General features: G+C 62.3%; 18 protein-coding genes and 1 tRNA gene. 9 read left to right on the forward strand and 10 right to left on the reverse strand.

Annotated features, from left to right (window positions below):
• The first annotated feature begins 28 nt into the window (after window positions 1-28).
• The 4 genes from GRI38_RS13950 to dxs all read left to right on the forward strand — a co-directional run bounded on the left by GRI38_RS13950 (window position 29) and on the right by dxs (window position 3,378).
• Window positions 29-166: a hypothetical protein gene (locus tag GRI38_RS13950; RefSeq protein ID WP_202389928.1), complete on the forward strand. Its 138-nt coding sequence runs from the start codon at window positions 29-31 to the stop codon at window positions 164-166.
• Window positions 167-234: 68 nt separating this feature from the next.
• Window positions 235-852: a peptide-methionine (S)-S-oxide reductase MsrA gene (gene msrA / locus GRI38_RS08435; protein ID WP_160683288.1), complete on the forward strand. Its 618-nt coding sequence runs from the start codon at window positions 235-237 to the stop codon at window positions 850-852.
• 69 nt (window positions 853-921) lie between these two features.
• Window positions 922-1,380, forward strand: coding sequence for a Fur family transcriptional regulator (locus tag GRI38_RS08440; protein WP_160682592.1), 459 nt, complete (start codon window positions 922-924; stop codon window positions 1,378-1,380).
• Between the two features lie 63 nt (window positions 1,381-1,443).
• On the forward strand, window positions 1,444-3,378 hold the full coding sequence (gene dxs, locus GRI38_RS08445) for a 1-deoxy-D-xylulose-5-phosphate synthase (protein WP_160682594.1): 1,935 nt from the start codon (window positions 1,444-1,446) through the stop codon (window positions 3,376-3,378).
• Window positions 3,379-3,513: 135 nt separating this feature from the next.
• Here the strand turns inward: dxs and GRI38_RS08450 are convergent, their stop codons facing one another.
• Complete coding sequence (locus GRI38_RS08450) at window positions 3,514-3,762, reverse strand: hypothetical protein (RefSeq protein ID WP_160682596.1); 249 nt, start codon at window positions 3,760-3,762, stop codon at window positions 3,514-3,516.
• A 124-nt stretch (window positions 3,763-3,886) separates the two neighbouring features.
• A complete protein-coding gene (locus GRI38_RS08455; protein WP_160682598.1) occupies window positions 3,887-5,011 on the reverse strand; it encodes a glycosyl hydrolase family 28-related protein in 1,125 nt (374 codons plus the stop codon).
• 177 nt (window positions 5,012-5,188) lie between these two features.
• Between GRI38_RS08455 and GRI38_RS08460 the strand changes: the two genes are divergently transcribed.
• Complete coding sequence (locus GRI38_RS08460) at window positions 5,189-6,418, forward strand: NAD(P)/FAD-dependent oxidoreductase (protein WP_160682600.1); 1,230 nt, start codon at window positions 5,189-5,191, stop codon at window positions 6,416-6,418.
• Here GRI38_RS08460 and queG read toward each other — a convergent pair.
• Window positions 6,402-7,499 carry a tRNA epoxyqueuosine(34) reductase QueG gene (queG, locus tag GRI38_RS08465; protein ID WP_160682602.1) on the reverse strand — a complete coding sequence of 366 codons (1,098 nt, stop codon included), beginning with the start codon at window positions 7,497-7,499 and terminating at the stop codon, window positions 6,402-6,404. The two genes, GRI38_RS08460 and queG, sit on opposite strands and share 17 nt — an antisense overlap.
• Before the next feature lie 45 nt (window positions 7,500-7,544).
• On the opposite strand from queG, the gene GRI38_RS08470 reads away from it, so the two are divergent.
• The 4 genes from GRI38_RS08470 to msrB all read left to right on the forward strand — a co-directional run bounded on the left by GRI38_RS08470 (window position 7,545) and on the right by msrB (window position 11,781).
• The gene (locus GRI38_RS08470) at window positions 7,545-8,555 is read left to right on the forward strand and encodes an ABC transporter ATP-binding protein (RefSeq protein WP_160682604.1); all 1,011 of its coding nucleotides are present in this window, start codon (window positions 7,545-7,547) and stop codon (window positions 8,553-8,555) included.
• Window positions 8,552-9,790, forward strand: a complete 1,239-nt coding sequence (locus GRI38_RS08475) for an ABC transporter permease (protein WP_160682606.1) — start codon at window positions 8,552-8,554, stop codon at window positions 9,788-9,790. Before GRI38_RS08470 ends, GRI38_RS08475 begins: the two co-directional genes overlap by 4 nt.
• Before the next feature lie 81 nt (window positions 9,791-9,871).
• A complete protein-coding gene (locus GRI38_RS08480; protein WP_160683291.1) occupies window positions 9,872-11,203 on the forward strand; it encodes a cytochrome P450 in 1,332 nt (443 codons plus the stop codon).
• Window positions 11,204-11,289: 86 nt separating this feature from the next.
• Window positions 11,290-11,781 carry a peptide-methionine (R)-S-oxide reductase MsrB gene (msrB, locus tag GRI38_RS08485; protein ID WP_160682608.1) on the forward strand — a complete coding sequence of 164 codons (492 nt, stop codon included), beginning with the start codon at window positions 11,290-11,292 and terminating at the stop codon, window positions 11,779-11,781.
• A 9-nt stretch (window positions 11,782-11,790) separates the two neighbouring features.
• On the opposite strand, the gene GRI38_RS08490 is transcribed toward msrB, so the two are convergent.
• The 7 genes from GRI38_RS08490 to GRI38_RS08520 form a co-directional block, all read right to left on the reverse strand.
• Window positions 11,791-13,590: a hypothetical protein gene (locus GRI38_RS08490; protein WP_160682610.1), complete on the reverse strand. Its 1,800-nt coding sequence runs from the start codon at window positions 13,588-13,590 to the stop codon at window positions 11,791-11,793.
• Entirely contained in the window at window positions 13,587-14,021 is a 435-nt protein-coding gene (locus tag GRI38_RS08495; protein WP_160683294.1) for a GtrA family protein, read from the reverse strand. Before GRI38_RS08495 ends, GRI38_RS08490 begins: the two co-directional genes overlap by 4 nt.
• A gap of 24 nt (window positions 14,022-14,045) precedes the next feature.
• Window positions 14,046-15,668, reverse strand: a complete 1,623-nt coding sequence (locus tag GRI38_RS08500) for an NAD(P)/FAD-dependent oxidoreductase (RefSeq protein WP_160682612.1) — start codon at window positions 15,666-15,668, stop codon at window positions 14,046-14,048.
• A gap of 156 nt (window positions 15,669-15,824) precedes the next feature.
• Window positions 15,825-16,469, reverse strand: coding sequence for a PilZ domain-containing protein (locus GRI38_RS08505; RefSeq protein ID WP_160682614.1), 645 nt, complete (start codon window positions 16,467-16,469; stop codon window positions 15,825-15,827).
• Between the two features lie 155 nt (window positions 16,470-16,624).
• Window positions 16,625-16,709, reverse strand: a tRNA-Leu gene (locus tag GRI38_RS08510).
• An 89-nt stretch (window positions 16,710-16,798) separates the two neighbouring features.
• Window positions 16,799-17,080: an integration host factor subunit beta gene (locus GRI38_RS08515; protein ID WP_160682616.1), complete on the reverse strand. Its 282-nt coding sequence runs from the start codon at window positions 17,078-17,080 to the stop codon at window positions 16,799-16,801.
• A 221-nt stretch (window positions 17,081-17,301) separates the two neighbouring features.
• Window positions 17,302-17,643 carry a GntR family transcriptional regulator gene (locus GRI38_RS08520; protein WP_160682618.1) on the reverse strand — a complete coding sequence of 114 codons (342 nt, stop codon included), beginning with the start codon at window positions 17,641-17,643 and terminating at the stop codon, window positions 17,302-17,304.
• Window positions 17,644-17,689 lie beyond the last annotated feature (46 nt).

The raw sequence follows: 17,689 nt of genomic DNA on the forward strand, positions 1-17,689 counted from the left end.
TGAATCCAAAGAGCAGAAAGTTTCGCCCATGTCCTTCCTCACATCAGATCTGAGCCGCAAGTTCGGCTTCGGCTTCCTCCTCGGCGGCATCGCAGTTCTCGTGACGGGTGACTTCGGGTTGAGCGGCGACGCCATCGCACAGGCGATCGCTACGATCCTTCCGTGATAGCACGCAAGACGGCACTTCTTTCCGCGCTCGCGGCAGCATCGCTCGCCCTTTCGGGATGCAGCGACATGGCGCTCGCTGCCGAGCAGGCGGTCGAGGCACCTGCCGCGAAACGCAAGGCATCCGAGGGGGCCGGGCTCAAAACGGCGATCTTCGCGGGCGGCTGTTTCTGGGGTGTCGAGGCCGTGTTCAGCCATGTCGACGGGGTGAAGAGCGCGGTTTCAGGCTATCACGGCGGCACGAAGCGGCAGGCATCCTACAGCCTCGTCTCGTCCGGCATGACCGACCATGTCGAGGCGGTAAAGGTTACCTACGATCCCAAGCTCGTGCGGTATGATGAACTGTTGCAGATCTTCTTTTCGGTCGTGGCCGATCCGACGCTAAAGAACCGGCAGGGCCCCGATCGCGGCGCGCATTACAATGCGGAACTTGTGCCGCTGAGTGCGGAACAGCGGGCAGTCGCCGCGGCCTATCTCACGCAGATGAAAGCGTCGGGCGTCTGGAAGAAGCCGATCGTGACCTCTATCGGGCCTGCCAGGACCTTTTACGCGGCGGAAGACTATCATCAGGATTTCGCGGCCAAGAACCCGCGCCACGGATACATCCAGCGCTGGGACAAGCCCAAGATCGCCTCGCTGAAGGCGATGTATCCCGAACATTACCGCGCCGCTTTCGTTCGCAACTGACCGCTTGGTCTGGCTCCCCGCGGTTGCCCCCGGCTTGAAGGGTGAGGCCCGCAGGCTTATTGTTCTGCCATGAACGCTCATTCGCATGAAGAACACACCGGCACCGACCTCGTCGCCGCGGCTCGCGGCAGCCTGATCGAGGCGGGCGAGCAGTGGACCGGGATGCGCCAGTCCGTGTTCGAGGAACTCGCGCGGACCGAGCGCCCGGCCTCGGCCTACGACATTGCCGACAACCTGTCGAAGTCGCGTGGCAAGCGGGTCGCGCCGAACAGCGTCTATCGCATCCTCGACCTGTTCGTGCGGACCAATCTCGCCAACCGGATCGAGAGCGCGAACGCCTATCTCGTCAACACGCATCCGGGATGCCGCCACGACTGTATCTTCCTCATCTGCGACGAATGCGGCGCGGCCAGTCATTTCGACGACGACAAGCTGACCAACGCATTGCGCGACAGTGGCCGGGCCGAGGGGTTCAGCGACGTTCGCCCGGTCGTCGAATTGCGCGGGATTTGCAGCGACTGCGCCTGACGCCGCGCACCCTCGCCTTTCGTTCATCGACAACGAAGCACGGGGCGGCTATGCCCGTTGCCCATGAACAACCGACCGGATACGCCCCTTCTCGACACCGTCGATACCCCGCATGACCTGCGCAAACTGAAGAAGAACCAGCTGCGCCAGCTCTCTGACGAGCTGCGGGCCGAGATGATCGATGCGGTCGGCTCGACCGGCGGGCATCTCGGATCGGGGCTGGGCGTGGTCGAACTGACGGCGGCGATCCATTATGTGTTCGATACGCCCGAGGACAAGCTGATCTTCGATGTCGGCCACCAGGCCTATCCGCACAAGATCCTGACCGGCAGGCGCGATCGCATCCGCACCCTGCGGCAGGGCGGCGGCCTGTCGGGCTTCACCAAGCGCAGCGAGAGCGAATACGATCCGTTCGGCGCAGCGCACAGCTCGACCTCGATCTCGGCAGGGCTGGGCTTTGCCATCGCGAACAAGCTTAACGACAAGCCGGGCAAGGCGATCGCGGTCATCGGCGACGGCGCGATGAGCGCTGGGATGGCCTATGAGGCGATGAACAATGCGGAACAGGCGGGCAACCGCCTCGTCGTGATCCTCAACGACAACGACATGTCGATCGCCCCGCCGGTCGGCGGGCTCTCGGCCTATCTCGCGCGGATGGTGTCCTCCAGCGAGTATCTCGGCCTCAGGAGCCTCGCGAGCAAGGTCGCCCGCAAGCTGAGCCGCAAGGTCTGGAACGGCCTCGAAAAGGCCGAGGAATACACCCGCGGCATGGTGACGGGCGGGACGTTGTTCGAAGAGCTCGGCTTTTATTATGTCGGGCCGATCGACGGGCACAATCTCGACCACCTCATTCCGGTCCTCGAAAATGTGCGCGACAGCGAGCAGGGGCCGGTGCTGGTCCATGTCGTCACGCAAAAGGGCAAGGGCTACGAACCCGCCGAAGCCAGCGCCGACAAATATCACGGGGTCGCCAAGTTCGACGTCGTCACCGGCAAGCAGAAGAAATCTTCGGGCGGTCCGCCCAATTACCAGAACGTCTTCGGAGAGACGCTGGCGAAGCTTGCTGAGACCGACAAGCGCATCTGCGCCATCACCGCCGCCATGCCGAGCGGCACGGGCGTCGACAAGTTCGCGGCAGCGCATCCCGACCGCGCCTTCGACGTCGGCATTGCCGAACAGCACGGCGTGACTTTCGCCGCGGGCCTCGCCGCACAGGGAATGCGGCCCTTCGCCGCGATCTACTCGACCTTCCTCCAGCGCGCCTACGACCAAGTTGTCCATGACGTCGCGATCCAGAACCTGCCGGTCCGCTTCGCCATCGACCGAGCGGGGCTCGTCGGGGCGGACGGCGCGACCCATGCGGGAAGCTTCGACGTTACCTACCTCGCGACGCTACCGAATTTCGTGGTCATGGCGGCAGCGGACGAGGCGGAGCTCGTCCATATGACCTACACGGCGGCGGAATATGACGAAGGGCCGATCGCCTTTCGCTATCCGCGCGGCGCGGGCACAGGCGTTCCCCTGCCCGAAACGCCCGAAAAGCTGGAGATTGGCAAGGGCCGGATCGTCCATCCGAAGGAAGGGATGGGCAAGAAGGTCGCCATTCTCTCGCTCGGCACCCGCCTTGCCGAAGCCGAGAAGGCGGCGGAAGAATTGGAGGCCAAGGGCTTGTCGACGACCGTCGCCGACATGCGCTTTGCCAAGCCGCTCGACACCGAACTGATCGACCGGCTGATGCGCAGCCATGAAGTGGTCGTCACGATCGAGGAAGCGGCGATCGGCGGGCTTGGCGCACACGTTCTTACCTATGCAAGCGATACCGGGCTGACCGATGCGGGCCTCAAGGTGCGGACGATGCGCCTGCCCGACCTGTTCCAGGATCACGACGATCCGGCGAAGCAGTATGACGAGGCCGGGCTCAACGCGCCCCATATTGTCGAGACCGTACTGAAGGCGCTGCGGCATAATTCCGCCGGCGTCGAAGAAGCGCGCGCCTGATCGAAAGGGGGAGCCATCGCCCCTCCGTCGTCAAAATCAAACGCCAGACAAGAAAAGGGCGGCCCCGTCGCAAAGACAGGTGCCGCCCCAATTCTCAGCCGGTCGGACGATGCCGACCGGTTAACGCCTGTCGGCTTATTCGACGGCGTCTTCAGCCGCGTCGCCAGCTTCGCCCATGGCGTCGGCTTCGGCGTCGAGGACTTCTTCCTGTACTTCGTCGCCCTGCGCTTCGGCAAGGTCGGCTTGCTCTTCGAGCAGGTCTTCCTGCGATTCGTAGCTCTGCTCGACGAAATCTTCCTGAGCTTCCTGTTCGCTTTCGGCGCAGGCACCAAGCCCGGCCAGTGCGACTGCGGATGCGGCTGCGGTAATCAGTCTGAACTTCATGATGTGCCCCTCTTCTTTGCTAGGTTGAGCGCGAGCGCTTGTGAACCCTGCGCGCCGGACAGTCAAACGCCGTATTCGCATGCGAATCGGAAAGATCGCCGGGTGGGGAGAGGCGTCTCATCGTTCAGCAGCCACCGGCGCTGTCGAAGCGAACATCGTGGTTGACGGACGGCTCCACGAGATAGGGCCGCCCCGTATCCACCCGATTACCGTCAATCGCCGCGGTATCTACATTTTCCAGCCATAGCCCGCGCGAGAAGCGCCGAGCGTCGTTCTGGCAGATGCGCACCCCGGAAAAGTTCCGCTGACCCTTACCGTGATCGTCGGTCAGTCTTATCGCGGTCGTCTTTTCGGCAGCGCCGCCGTCCAGCGAATTCCCGTTTATCGACACTTGCGAGAAGCCGTTGCGGGATGCCCGCAGGAAGATACCGTAGCCGAAACGTGACGTCAGGCCGTCGATACGATTGTCGATAATTCTGATATTGTTGAATTTCCCGCCATCGGCGTAAGGCTGATCCGGGCCGATAAAAATGCCGATGCTGGAAGAGTTTCGGATATCATTGTCACGTATCTCGATATCGTCGAACACGGCACTGTCCGAGAGCGTGGAAAGCCCGATGCCGTTGGCCGTGGCGCCAATCACCGTATTTTCGGAAAGCCTTAGCCGACTAACCCCCGCCCCGCCACCGGCGGTCAACTGCAGCCTGCCGCGCACCTCGTTGTTCGAGATCGTGACATTTCTGCTGGGACTGTCCTCTGCCGATAGCTCGACGGCCCAGCGGTCTCCTCCGACACCCGTCGGGTTTCGGTCGGAGAAGCAATTTCGCTCGATTACGATATTTTGCGAACCGGCCCCCCTGAAGCCTATCGCACGATAGAATTCCGGGGCTCCGGAATATTCGAAGGTCATCCCGCGCAGGCTTGCATCGGACGTACCGTCGAGTTCGAACATCATCTGACCACGCGAACCAGCGCTCCGTTTCAGAACCGTGCGGCCACATCCTGCACCGACAAGATCGACCCCTGAAACATAGGACATCTGCGCCGCGATAAGATATTCGCCCTGCGGCAAGACGACCTCGTTAAAACCTCGGTCGCGCGCGTATCGCAGGGCAGCAACGATCGCCTCGTCATCCGCCCTGCCGTCGCCCGGAACTGCGCCGAAATCCAATACGGAAACCGGTCGCTCCTGTGCCGCGACGAAGGTGCCAGACAGCATCATCAATACCGGCGCGAACCATCTTACCACTGCACTGCTCCTCATCATGTGTCTTTCATGCTTTGCCGGACATTTATCGTGGCTGACCTTTCGGGGGCGAATCTCGAACCAGTCGACCGGAATGCTCCTATCCGGTACGCCACGAGACAAGGCCAGCACCCTTCGGTCTTGACCCGAACATCGCGCGCGGACAAACCCTCACCCGCAATGGATAGGGCAGACGTTCTCATCGTGGGTTCGGGGCATGGCGGCACTCAGGTGGCCATCGCCCTGCGTCAGAACGGGCATACCGATTCGATCCTGATGCTCACGCGGGAGCGCAGCCTTCCTTACGAACGGCCTCCGCTGTCCAAGGAATATCTGGCGGGCGAGAAATCCTTCGAGCGTATCCGGGTGCGGCCCGAATCGTTCTGGGAAGAGCGCGACATCGTCATTCGCACCGGTACGAACGTCTCGGCCATCGATCCCTTCGCGAAGGAGGCGGTGCTCGGCGACGGCAGCCGCATGGCCTATCGCAAGCTCGTCTGGGCGGCCGGTGGCGAGGCGCGACGCCTCTCGATACCGGGTGCCGATCTCGAAGGCATACATACCGTGCGGACCATCGAGGACGTCGACGCGATCCGGTCTGACATCGCCAATGGCGCATCGCGGGCCGTCGTCATCGGCGGCGGCTATATCGGGCTCGAGGCGGCGGCGGTGCTGCGCTCGCTCGGCTGCGAGGTATTCGTAGTCGAATCGCGCAACCGCCTGTTGTCGCGCGTGGCCGGACAGGATCTCTCCGACTTCTTCCTTGCCGAACATCGCGCGCAGGGCGTCGCGTTCCATCTCGGGGCGGAGGTCGCGAGCATCGAGGAAGGCTCGGGCGGCCGCGTCGCAGCCGTTACGCTTGCCGACGGCACCGTGCTGCCCTGCGATTTCGTCGTCACGGGCATTGGCATCGTGCCGAGCGTCGGCGCGCTGATCGCCGCAGGCGCGGTCGGGGCGAACGGGGTCGACGTGGACGAGTTCTGCCGCACCTCGCTCGACGACATCTACGCCATCGGCGACTGTGCCGCCCATGTGAACTCCTATGCCAACGGCGCGGTCATCCGGCTCGAATCGGTCCAGAACGCGCATGACATGGCGGCCACCGTGGCGCGAGCGATCTGCGGCACGAAGACGCCTTACGAGGCGCTTCCGTGGTTCTGGTCGAACCAGTATGACCTGCGCCTGCAGACGGTCGGCATCGCGGCGGATTTCGATACGACCGTGGTGCGGGGCGACCCGGCCGCGCGCAAGTTCTCGGTCGTCTATCTGCGCGAGGGGCAGGTCATTGCGCTCGACTGCGTGAACAATACCCGCGACTATGCGCAGGGGCGCAAGCTGGTCGAGGCGGGGGTGCAAATCGCCCCCGAAACGCTGGCCGATGCGGATATTCCGCTCAAGGAGATGCTGTAAGTTCGCCTTTCGCCCAGCGGGCGGCCTCGGCCACGACGGGGTTCGCATCGCGGGTCAGACGCTCGATCTTGTCGAGCAGCGCAGGCTCGCCGGAATTGCCGGCTGCGACGAGGCAGTTTCTAACGAAGCGATCGCGCCCGATCCGCTTGATGGGCGAGCCGGAAAAAAGCTGGCGGAACGCGGCATCGTCGAGGTCAAGGAAATCGCCGATGGCAGGGGCGGCCAGCTCTGCGCGGGGCAGGAACTTCCTGTGGCGCGCGGCGGTGTCGGCGAACTTGTTCCAGGGGCATACGGCGAGGCAATCGTCGCAGCCATAGATGCGGTTGCCAATGGCTTTGCGAAACTCGTGCGGAATGGGGCCCTTGTGCTCGATCGTCAGGTAGGAGATGCAGCGCCGCGCATCGAGCCGGTAGGACTGTGGAAAGGCGTCGGTCGGGCAGGCGTCCTGACACCGGCGGCACGAGCCGCAACGATCGGCATGGGGACGGCTCGGCTCGAAGGGAATGTTGGTGTAGATCGCACCGAGGAAAAGCCAGCTGCCATGGGCGGTGCTGACGAGGTTGGTATGCTTGCCCTGCCAGCCGATGCCGGCGGCTTCGCCGAGCGGCTTTTCCATCACCGGCGCGGTATCGACGAAGACCTTGCACTCGACATCTGCGAACGATGTGAACTGGTCGCTCGGTGCCATTGAGGCCACTTTAGACATCATTGAGCGCGCGAGCGATTTTAGCGCCTTTTTCACGACGTCGTGATAGTCCGCGCCTTGCGAATAGACGGAAATGCGTGCCTTTTCAGGGGCGTTTTCCAACGCGAGGGGGTCCTCTGCCGGGGTATAACTCATGCCGAGCGCGACGACGCTGCGCGCATCGGGCCAGAGGTGGCGGGGGGCATCGCGCTGGTCGGCGCGGGCCTCCATCCACTCCATGCTGGCGTGATGGCCCTCGTCCAACCACTTGAAAAGATTGGCGCTTCGTTGCTCGTCGGTCTCGGCGGAGGCGAAACCAATGGCGGAAAAGCCGAGTTGCGCCGCCTCATCCTGCATAAACTGCTGCAATTGGGTGATTAGCGCCGGATTCACCATGCTTGGCCTTGCTCCGTTACGACAAAGGGATGTAACCGGGACGCCATGAGCGAGACGCTAAGCGAACCTCTTGAAAGGGGCAATCCCCGCGCAGTTCCGGACCGTCGGCTGGCGATCGAGGCGCGCGGCCTCGTCAAGCGGTTCGATGGCGCGGTGGCGGTGGACGGGGTCGACATTTCCGTCCCGGAAGGCAGCATTTTCGGTATTCTCGGGCCGAACGGCGCGGGCAAGACGACGACGCTGAGGATGCTCCTCGGCATCATCGATCCGGATGCCGGAGAACGGCATCTGCTCGGCAATCCTAAGCCTTACGAGGTGGCTCGCGCCGTCGGCTACTTGCCGGAGGAGCGCGGGCTTTATTCGAGCATGAAGGCCTATGAGGCGATCGCGTTCATGGGAGCATTGCGCGGTTTGCCGCTGGGTGAGGGGCGCAAGAGGGGGCGGCTGATGCTCGAGGAGCACGGCCTCGGACACGCGGTCGAAAAGCAAATCAGGCAGTTGTCGAAAGGCATGGCGCAAACCGTCCAGCTACTGGGAACGCTGGTGCATCGCCCGCGCCTGGTCGTTCTGGACGAACCGTTTTCCGGGCTCGACGCAATCAACCAGGGCAAGCTGGAGCGGCTCATCAGGCGGCTGGCGGACGAGGGCACGACGGTCATCTTCTCGACCCACGTTATCGCCCATGCCGAGCGGCTGTGCGAGCAAATCGCGATCATCGCGGGCGGCAAGGTTCCCTTCGCCGGCGGCGTCGACGAGGCACGCGACCGGATCCCGGCGCAGGTCAGGCTGGAGACGCGCCGCGGCGATGGCAGCTGGCGCGCGGCCCTGCCACCCGATACCGAGCATGACGTGAAGAATGCCGAGACCCATTTGTGGAGCTTCGATTTGCCGGAAACCGGCCCGGAACCGCTCCTGCGCGAGCTGATCGAGGGGCAGGCGGGCATCCTGTCACTGTCCATCGAGCGCGCCGGTCTGCACGACGCGTTCGTCGAAATCGCCGGAGAGGCGGCGGCCCGCGCGCTGGAAGCCGATACGCAGGCGGAACTGGCAGCATGAGTGGCACGGGACGGGGCGCATCGGGCGAACGCCTGCCTCTGTGGCGGGCGGCCTGGGTCGTCGCGCGCAGGGATTTCGTCGCCATCCTGTTCAGCCGCGCTTTCTTCTTCTTCCTGCTCGGCCCCCTCTTTCCACTGGTGGTCGGGGGGCTCGCAGGCGGGATCGGCACTCAAGTGAGGCAATCGGTCGATCAGCCGGTTCTCGCGAGCAGTCTTTCGCCCGAAGAAAATGCGCGCATTACGGCGGCACGTCGCAATCTCACGGAAAACGGGCGGCTCGACTTGCCCGAGGTCGTTTCGGTAGAGGCAGAAGCTGGCGATACCGCGGCGATCCTGCGGAGCGACGAACGCAATTACGGAGCGGTTTTATCAGGCTCGCTCGACGAACCGGTGCTCGCCGGGTCGCCTGACAAGCTGGAACGCTGGGAAGGGGCGGTCGCCGTCATGCTGGCCGAGGCGCGGCAGAGCGCACAGACCGAATTCTCGTCGATCGACTTGCAGCCTACGACTTCCACGACCGCCGACCGGAACCGCGACCAGCTCGTCACGGCGCAGGCAAGCCAGCTCCTTCTGTTCCTGCTGTCCATGCTGCTTGCCGGCATGGTGCTGTCGAACCTCGTCGAGGAAAAGGCGAACAAGATCATCGAAATCCTCGCCGCCGCAATCCCGATGGATGCCGTCTTCCTCGGCAAGCTGTTCGCGATGCTCGGGATTTCCCTCGTCGGCATAACCGTCTGGGCGAGTGCGATCGGCGTCCTGTTCCTCGCCGCGGGCAACATCATCCCGCCGCTGACCGTTCCAGCGACCGGCTGGCCTGCCTTCATCGCGCTCGGCATCATCTATTTCATGATGAACTACCTGCTGCTGGGCTCGGTGTTCCTCGCAATCGGTTCGCTCGCGAACACCGTGCGGGAGGTGCAGACGCTGTCCATGCCGGTCACCATGAGCCAGGTCCTGATCTTCTTTCTGGCGAGCCTTGCCGTTACCCAGATCGACCAGCCTATCGGCATCGCCGCCATGATTTTCCCGCTGTCCTCGCCCTATGCGCTGCTGGCTCTCGCGGCGCAGGACGATGTCGTCTGGCCCCATCTTCTCGGCCTTGCGTGGCAGGCCTTGTTCGTCGTCCTTTTCATTCGCCTGGGAGCGGCGCTTTTCCGCAAACGGGTAATGAAATCTGGACGACAGGCGAAGGTGCCACGCAAGCGCTTCTGGCAGAGAGGCAGCCGCGCGGCCTGACGCAAGCCCATTGACATTGATGTAAGCAAGCGCAGTATGCCTTCTCAATCCGGCGACGACCGGAGCAGGATGGAGACGGATATGGCGACGCAGGCAGCGGACCTTTCGAGCGGGCATCGGTGGACGGTTTCGCCCACCCCGCACGAGGTAATAACCGACTATTTCACGAAGAACCCCGACGCCCGGTTCGAGCATCCCGATCCCTATGACGTAAGCCGCAGCGATATTTACGCGGAGCATCGCTGGCAGCCGATCTTCGCGGAATTGCGGGCAAAGGGTCCGCTCCATCGTGTCGAGAAGAGCCCCTATGGCCCTTATTGGAGCGTCGTGCAGCACAAGGCGGTGCAGCATGTCGAATCGCTGCCCGAACTGTTCTCGTCGAGTTGGCAGCATGGCGGCATCACCATCCTTGATCGACCGGAACCGGAGGACGGGCAGGAAGCCTTCGAACTGCCGATGTTCATTGCGATGGACCGTCCCCAGCATACCGGGCAGCGGCGTACGGTCGCCCCCGCCTTCACTCCGACCGAAATGAAGCGGCTCGAGGATTCGATCAGGCAGCGCACCGGAGAAGTCCTCGAAGGATTGCCGCATGGGACGCAGTTCGACTGGGTGCAGTCGGTTTCCATCGAGCTGACGACGCAAATGCTGGCGATCCTGTTCGACTTCCCGTGGGAGGACCGCCATCTCCTGACGTTCTGGTCCGACTGGGCAGGCGATACGGAACTGGCGGGCATTCGCGATCTCGATGGAACGCGGCGCGGCATCCTCTACGAAATGGCAGCCTATTTCCAGCAGTTGTGGCAGCAGCGCGCGCAACTGGGCGAGGCACCAGACCTGATCTCCATGATGATCCACTCGCCCGCCATGAACAAGATGAGCCCGCAGGAATTCATGGGCAATCTCGTCCTGCTGATCGTCGGCGGGAACGACACGACGCGAAATACGATGTCGGGGATCATCCACGCATTCGACCGCTTCCCGGATCAGAGAAAGCTGTTCGAGGAAAAACCCGATCTCATCCCCAATGCCGTGCAGGAATGCATCAGGTTCCAGACGCCGCTGAAGCATATGCGGCGCACGGCGAGCGAGGATACGGAACTGTTCGGCAAGCACATCAAGAAGGGCGACAAGGTCATCCTGTGGTACAACTCCGCCAATCGCGACGAGCAGGTGTTCGACGATGCGGACCGGCTCGACATCGAGCGCGAAAATGCGCGGCGGCACCTTGCCTTTGGATACGGCATCCATCGCTGCGTCGGTGCGCGCCTCGCTGAACTGCAACTGCGCATCCTGCTCGAGGAAATTCATGCACGGCGCTTGCGCGTCGAGGTCACGGGTGAGGTGGAACGGGTTCGCGCCAATTTCGTCGAGGGATTCCGGAAGCTGGAAGTTACGCTGTCGAAGTTCTGATAGGCCGGAAGCCGCTCGATATGCCCTTTGCCAGCTATCGTTCAGGCGCAATCTGCTAGTTTGCCGGCATGAATACGAACAACGCAATGAACCCTTCCCCGACCCGCCGAGGCCTTCTGTCATGGCTCGGCGGCGCGAGCGCCGCGATCGGCCTGTCCGCCTGCGGATCGGGCGCGGCCAATGCGCGCACCTATCCCATCAGCTATTCCGAAGAACAATGGCGCAAGCGCCTGACCGCGCAGGAGTTTCGCATCCTGCGAAAGGCGGGGACCGAGCGGCCCTATACCTCGCCCCTGAACGAGGAAAAGCGGAAGGGTACGTTCCTCTGCGCGGGCTGCGGCAACGAGCTTTATTCCTCGGCGACGAAATATGACAGCGGCACGGGCTGGCCGAGTTTCTGGAAGGCGATGCCGGGGGCGGTCGGCACTTCGACCGATTACAAGATCGGTCTTCCGCGAACTGAGGTTCATTGCGCCGATTGCGGCGGGCATCTCGGCCACATCTTCAACGATGGTCCGCAGCCGACCGGCAAGCGCCACTGCATCAACGGCGTGGCGATGGATTTCCGCGCCGCCTGACGACGACTATCAATCGACGACGCGCCAGACCTTGAACGAACCGGGCGTGGCAAGCTGCAATGGCTGTAACCATCCGGGTGCTTCGTCATTCTTGAGCCCGTCGATCAGGGCAGCATCTCCGGGATGGAGTTCGGAATAGATGCGCGCTTCGGGCAGATCGGTGCAGATGACGACGTAATCCGCCTCGTGGCGCTCAATGATCGTGCGGGCTTCATCGGGTTTGCTGCTGAAGGCAAGAATGACGTCCTTCATCGAAGCGCCTGCGCGATGGTGGCTGCTGGCAACGATGGAGTGCTGCGTCTGGCGCAGGATGTCCGGCCCCATGTCGAAGAAGGCGAAGACCGTCCCGGTGGGCAGGCGGTCCAATGCCGGAAGGCTCCGGTCGAGATCGCAGCCGGTATCGAAGATGGTCTTGGTCGTCTCGATGTCGTTATCGGCGTTGGAAAGAGCTTCCACATGGGGCTGAACGGCGCTTGCAATACTCATCGGGACGAGCAGGGCGACGATCACCAGCGGATAGACGATCCGCTTGGCGATGGAGCGAGCACCGCCCCACTCTTTCAGCAAACCGACGAGCAGCCAGCCCAGCGGGATTGCGCCAAGCGCACCGGCAAAGGCGAGCGAGCGGGTCGTGAGAATACCTGCGACTATCGCGATGGCGAGAACGATGCTGTAATCGAGCCACCACCGCCGCAGCCAGTCCTTGTGCCGCGCCCACAGGGCCAGCGAAGCAAAGAGCGCGATGAGCGGTTGCACGAGCGCCGGCAGGGCGAAATCCCAAGAATAGACCCAGATCGGCTGCCCCTCGCGGATGCGCAGATACCAGTTCTCGTAGACGAGCGGATCGAGATTGCCGAACGGATTGCCGAGACACTGCGTCGCAGTAACCGCGAAGAACGCGGCCCCGGCCAGTCCTGTTGCCGCAAATCCGGCGACGAGGCCGAGCGTGGGCAGACGTCCGAAGCCCGAGAGAATGCTCGTTCCGACGGCCGCGATCAGGAAGAAAGCCAGATATGCAGGCGAAATGGCGTCGCAATGCGGAGCAAGATCGCTGATGCCGCGCGTCAGGAGGAAGAGGGCGAACATGCTCGCGCCGAGCGACTGCATGTAGCCGACAAGGCCCCACCGGTCGTTTGCATCGCGCAGCCACCTCAGGAACAGGACACCGCCGAATGCCGCCGCCAGCGGCAGTAACTCGAGGGAGACGAGCAGCCCGGCGGCCATCGCAAACCCTGCGACTGCTCCGCCGCGCACCGCGTTGCGCCACGACAGGGCCCACATCGACAGAAGGACGGCGAGTATCTGATAGCCATGGTGATCGATCCGCATTGGCTGCATCTGGACCATGACGATCGGGTAGAGAACGAAGCAAAGGCAGGAGAAGACTGCCACTTCCCGGTTCGTCAGCCGCCATGCTAGCATTCCCACCATCGCGACGCATGCGCCCAGCGTCAGCAAAGGAATGAAGATCATCGCGGTCACTTCCGCGCCGTACTGGCCGAGGAACGGCGTCAGTACCTTGATCACAATGAATAGCGGTATGTCCACGAGGCGTGACCAGTGCATCAACGTGCCTCCGGGCGGGGCGAGGCGGTACTGACGCAGATCGAACCAACCCTGACCCGCAATAAGGTCGCGTACCTGAACGAGGCGCATGACGTCGTCCGGGTCGGAGGGCTGACCGTTCATGATCCGCCCCCATGTCAGGGCGGCGAGCAGCGAAGAGGCGAGCACCCATACCGCGACCACGGCCAGCAGCGGTCGTTCCTGGTTGCGGATGCGCCGATCGTCGAAGCCCGAGCCGCTCATGCGAAGCTCTCCGGCTCGAACGCTGTCGCGCGGCGAAATACGATCTTCGCGCGAAGCACGTAGGTAAGCGTAAAACTGACGGCGACAGCGAAGAGCTTTGCCAAAAGCGTATCGAGGGCGAGCCAGTCGGCAACGCCTACGATGGCCGTCGTGACGCCAAGACCGAGCAAGGCGGACAGGGCGAACAGGCCCTTCTGTTTCGATCGTGCGCGGCCCCGTTCGGCCACACCGTCCTCGAAGACGAGCCGGCTCGACATTAACCAGTGGACCAGTATTCCCACCGAATAGCCGATGGCAGATGCCAATGCGTCAGCGACGTGGGATTGCGCGAGCATCCAGAAAACGGACACATCGACGAGGAGCGCGGCGACGCTCACCCCGAGATAGCGCAGTGGACGCAAGTCCATAAAGCGCGCGAGGATCGGATACATGTCCATGCCCCCCGGTATCCAACGTCAGGCCGCGTCGCGCCGCTTGGTCTCGCGCTCGTCCTCGACGATGCGGGTCGGCACGTCGCGCAGCGAATTGAGCGCTGCCGCCTGATCTTCGGTAACGGTCCCGCGATCGGCGACGATCTGCTTTTCGGCTCCCTCGTCGCCCGCCTCGTGATACTCGGCATCCTCGTTGACGCACCAGGTATCGTAGATCCGCTCGCCCGCGAGAATGTTCTCGACCGTCAGCATCGCGGTCATCATCGCGTGATCCTGATTGTTGTAGCGGTGCATTCCATTGCGACCGACAAGGTGCAGCGTCGGGAATTTCTCTTCCAGTTCGCGGCGTACCTGGTCGACATTCGCAGCATAGTCGCCGTCATAGACCGGATAGGCCTTTTCCTGACGGACGACCGCCCCGCCGAACACCTTGTCCGGATCGACCAGCCCCAAAATATCCATCTCCCTCGTGGCCAGCGCGACGAGATCGTCGTCCTTCATCGACCACAGGCTGTCGTCCTCGAAACAGAAATATTCGAGCCCGACGCAGGCCACGCCTTCGTCCGGCACCATTTCCGGCGACCAGCTGCGGAAGTTCTGCACGCGGCCGACCTTCACCTTGTCGTCGTGAATGTAGATCCAGTTGTCCGGAAACAGGTCCTCGGAGCGGATCATCAGCGCGACCGTCAGGAAGTCGCGGTAATTGAGGTCGGACGCCTGCAGCGTCGTCTGCGGCAGCGGATGAAGTTTCGTGGCAAGCTGCCGCATCGGCGCCGAACTGATCGCGTGGTCCGCCTCGATCGTCATCGAACCGTCGCTTCCGCGCGCCTTCATGCGCCAGCCACCCTTGCCGTCGCTGGCCAACTGTTCGAGTTCGTGCCCCATGATGACCTGGCCGCCCATCGCAATGATCTTGTCGCGTGCGGTTTCCCACATCATGCCCGGACCGAGCCGCGGATAGCGGAAGGTTTCGAGCAAGGTCTTCACGGCCTGCCCGTCATTGGGCTTCTTGTTTAGGCCGAGGCTGCGTTTAAGGCCGTCGGTTACGGCGCCCCACAGGCTGAGACCCTTGATTCGCTGGGCTGCCCAGTCGGCGCTCATTTCGTCGCACGGCATGCCCCAGACCTTTTCGGTATAGGTCTTGAAGAAGATGGAATAGAGCTTCCGACCGAACTGGTTGACCGTCCAGTCCTCGAAGCTCTTCACTTCCTTAACCGGGAACAGCTTGTAGCGCAGATAGGATGCCATGCAGACGGTGGAGCGCAGGATGCCAAGGTTCCAGAGCGCCTCGAACGCCCGCAAGGGATAGCTGTAGAACTTCCCCTCGTAATAGATGCGGCTCATGCGCGGGCGCTGGATGAAGTCGTCGGGCAGGATCTCGTTCCACAGATCCACGACCTGCTGGCTTTTGGAGAAGAAGCGATGCCCGCCGATATCGAAGCGATATCCTTCATGTTCGACGGTGCGGCTGATCCCGCCGACATAGCGATCGTCCTTTTCGATGATCGCGACCGACTTGCCCTGCTTTGCGAGAAGGTAGCCGGCGGTCAGGCCAGCCGGACCGGCGCCGATGATCGCGACATCGACTTTCGTCGCCTGCGGACCTTCGCCAAAGACATTACCGGCAGCTGCGTTCTCGCTTCTCATATATTCCCCCCGAAACAGCCGTGTCCGGCTTGACGAACTGATGGAAAGATGAGTGAACGATAATGGTTAAGGGAAAGTTTAAAGCGCCGATAAACCGGTGTTTGGGCAGCTCACGACGCGTTCCCGGGTGAAGAATGGAGCCAAGTTCGAGTTCGCTCAGGCCTGCCTGCGCTGCTCTTCCATGAGCATCGGGCATTGCAGGGTGGCCGCCAGATGCGCGAATTCCTTCAGCGCGAAATTGGTTTCGAAGACGCAGCCATAATTGGCATCGCGGCGCCAGCGGATGGTCGCGCGGATGTCGGGCAAGGCCGGGGTCTGGATCGTGACCTTCTGGTCGATCGCGAACAGCGTTTCGCTCTCGAGGCGCGCACCTTGCTGTGACAGGTTGCTGATGATCGCTTCGCTTCGTCCTGCCAGCGTCATGAGCTGGACCGGGATGAGGATGCCGAGGCGCAGCTGGCGTTTCGGAAAGTTCCAGTCCTCCTTCAACAGCCGTTCGAGCGTTATGGGAGTCTTGAAGCGGAAGCTTGCCTGATTGTCGTCGTGACGCACCAGGACCAGTTCGAAAGTATCGCCGTTCTGCAATTCGAGCGACATGGCATGGTTTTCGGGGAGGGCGTGAAATGTCTTCACGCTGATCCCCGTCCGGGAAACGTCGCGGATGACGCAGACGAATTCCCCCTGCGCGCAGACGAGCTTGGCGGCGCGGATCATCGAAGTATAGCGCTGCGCCCCGCGCTGGTCGGCGCCGGACTGTGTCTCCGCTTCTTCTACTACTGCGCGAGTTTGCTGAAACTCCATCGAACGCGATCCTCGGCCACATGCTTCGAACATACCCGATTCGCGACGTCCAGATGGAAGTGCCGGGTTTCTTTACACTGCGATAAGGCCAAATGTCTTAAAGCGAGGATAATTGGAGCGAAGATGGAGCGCTTTTGCTGCCGGAATAAGTTTCCTGGTGCGGGTGGCGGGACTCGAACCCGCACGAGCAAAGCTCAGGGGATTTTAAGTCCCCGGCGTCTACCATTCCGCCACACCCGCACTTTGGAACGGCTGCCGGAACTAGCGATGCTGCGGTTTCGGAGCAAGAAAACTTCGTGGACGTCGCTTCGGCGCTGTGCCTGCGACCTTCAATCCTCGTTGAGGAGGCGGCGCATTTCCTTGCCCGGCTTGAAGAACGGGACGCGCTTGGCATCCACTTCGACGGTTTCGCCGGTCCGCGGGTTGCGTCCCTGGCGCGCTTCCCGCTCCCTTGTCGAAAAGGTTCCGAAACCTCGCAATTCGACGCGTCCGCCCTCGGCCAGCTGCCGAGCGATTTCTTCGAAGAACAGGTCGACTACCTGCTCGATCTCCTCGCTGCGCAATTCCGGGTTCCCCTCACCCAGCTTTTGCAACAATTCGGAACGTATCATCAATCTCTCCAGCGATGCGAGGATTTATCAGCAAAGGTTAGACCGGCCTGTTGAGCGTTTGACCTTCAGGCCGGAGCGATTGCAGCGATATCGTTCGCCGATGCATTCGAAACACGCGTTACCGCAATCCATACGCTTAACATAGTATAAATCTAACGCAATAAACTCCTGATCTTAGCGGTCCGACGTTGCGACGCCACACTTGGACAACCAATCTGAAGTCAGGCTAGTTCCAGCAATTCGCGCGGATTGAGGCCGAGCCGTTCGATCCGTTCCTTGATGCCGGGCCATTCCTCGCGCAGGAATTGTTCGCGCTCTATCGCGAAAAGCCGCTGGGCTGCGCCCTTCACGACATACATACCCACGCCGCGCTGCACTGCCACAAGACCGTCCGCCTGGAATTGCTGATAGGCTTTCGCCACGGTCAGCGGATTGGCGCCCTGTTCCGAGGCCATGGTGCGAACCGACGGAAGCATCTCGCCTTCCTTGTAGCGCCCGTCGATGATCGCGGCCGCAATGAGGTCGCGAAGCTTGAGATAGACGGGGCGGCTGGACTGGCTCATCGATCATTCCTCGGATATCGCGGCGGTTGGGCAATCCGCCGACGTG

It is taken from the genome of Parapontixanthobacter aurantiacus (genome assembly GCF_009827635.1).
Classification (GTDB): Bacteria; Pseudomonadota; Alphaproteobacteria; order Sphingomonadales; family Sphingomonadaceae; genus Parapontixanthobacter; species Parapontixanthobacter aurantiacus.